Annotated in this window: 1 protein-coding gene; it reads left to right on the top strand. The window is 45.1% G+C overall.

Annotated features, from left to right (window positions below; translation table 11 throughout):
* On the top strand, positions 1 to 1990 hold a 1990-nt coding region (locus GX089_10695; protein ID NLP02954.1), incomplete at both ends, for a glutamate synthase subunit alpha.

The following is a 1990-nucleotide window of genomic DNA, read 5'->3' as shown; positions in this document are numbered from 1 at the left end:
GCGCTGGAATGCTGATGCAGATCCCACATGCTTTTTTTGTGAAAGAATGTTCCAGATCTGGAATCACTCTTGCACAGGAAGGTTTCTATGGAGTAGGCATGCTGTATTTGCCACAGGATCGCGCCAAACGCAGTTCTTCCATAAAACTGATCGAAGAAACAATCTCCGAAGAGGGTGGATCGGTCCTGGGATGGCGTGATGTCCCGGTCTCTCCAGAGTGCCTGGGTGACATGGCTGTCTCCTCCATGCCTTTTATCAGCCAGATCTTTGTATCGTTTGGATCGCTTTGCGGACCAGCTCTGGAAAGAAAACTCTATATAACACGTAAATGCATGGAAAAAAAGGCTCAATTAAACCAGTTGACCCTTGAGGAATTTTATATCTGTTCTTTAAGCAGTAAAACAATCGTGTATAAGGGAATGTTTGTTGCACCTCAGTTCGAATATTTCTATCCAGATCTTACCGATGCCGATATGCAAAGTGCAATGGTCCTGGTTCACCAGCGCTATAGCACCAATACTTTCCCATCATGGCCATTGTCTCAACCTTTCCGTTACCTTGCTCATAACGGCGAAATAAACACCCTCAGAGGAAATGTCAACAAGATGATCGCCAGGGAAAAAACTCTCTCATCCCCTCTTTTTGCAGATGAGATCTCAAAACTGTTCCCTGTAATCAATCTGGAAATGAGTGATTCCGGAATTTTTGACAATGTCTTTGAACTGATTACCTCCACCGGTCGCACCATCGAGCACACCATGGCCATGATGATACCGGAAGCTTTCGGGGCAAAATATTATATCAGTGAAGACAAAAGGGCTTTCTATGATTATCACGCATCAATAATGGAACCCTGGGATGGGCCGGCAGCCATCGCTTTTACTGATGGTGTAAAGATAGGAGCAACACTGGACCGCAACGGTCTTCGCCCGGCCCGGTATCTGATTACCACAAGTGGAAAGGTAGTCATGGCTTCTGAAACCGGTGTCCTGGATATCCCCCCGGAAGAGGTACTGCAGAAAGGACGATTGGCACCAGGAAAAATGTTTTTAGTAGACACCGAAAAAAAACGGGTCCTCTTCGATAACGAAATCAAGGCTTCCATCTCCCGTCGTAAACCATACCGGCGATGGCTGCAGAATAATCGGATCGATCTTAAAGGACTTTTCCAGGTCCCGGGACCGGTCAATATCGAACACCAGTCACTATCAATACGTAAATGGATCTTCGGATACACATTGGAAGATATCAAAACAGTGCTTGTCTCCATGGCCGAAAATGCACAGGAACCAGTTCACTCCATGGGAAACGACGCTACTCTTGCAGTGCTGTCTGAAAGACCACAACTGCTCTTCAATTATTTCAAACAACTCTTTGCTCAGGTTACCAATCCGCCTATAGATCCCTATCGGGAAAATCTGGTAATGTCTCTTATGAGTCTTATCGGCAAAGAAGGTAATCTGCTGGATGAAACTCCCGAACATTGTCATCAGCTAAAACTCCCTCATCCGGTCCTTTCCAATGATGATATGCTTAAGTTAAGAAATCTTGACCTTGATGGCTATCGAGCATGCGTTCTGCCAATCACTTTTAATATCAATCAGGCCGAAAAAGGACTTGAACCTGCAATAGAAGCCCTTTGTAAGGAAGCAGAAAAAAAAGTGGATGAAGGATATTCTTTAATCATCCTTTCCGATCGCAATGTCAGTGAATCGCAGGCTCCGATTCCTTCTCTTCTGGCAACTTCTGCCGTACACCACCATCTTATCAGGGTGCAGAAACGGCAGCTTACCGGACTTATTGTCGAGACAGGAGAGGCTCGTGATGTAATGCACTTTGCCACACTGATAAGCTTCGGTGCAAGCGCCATCAACCCCTATCTGGCTTTCGAGATTCTTGCAGAGCTTAAAGAACAGGGTAAATTAAGTATCACACAGGAAATGATTATTGAACATTATATAACCGCCATTAAAAAAGGCCTGCTTAAAGT

It is taken from the genome of Fibrobacter sp., from assembly GCA_012523595.1.
Lineage (GTDB): Bacteria > Fibrobacterota > Chitinivibrionia > Chitinivibrionales > Chitinispirillaceae > JAAYIG01.
Note: the sequence above shows the minus strand (reverse complement) of the source record. Positions and strands in the feature narration are given on the sequence as shown.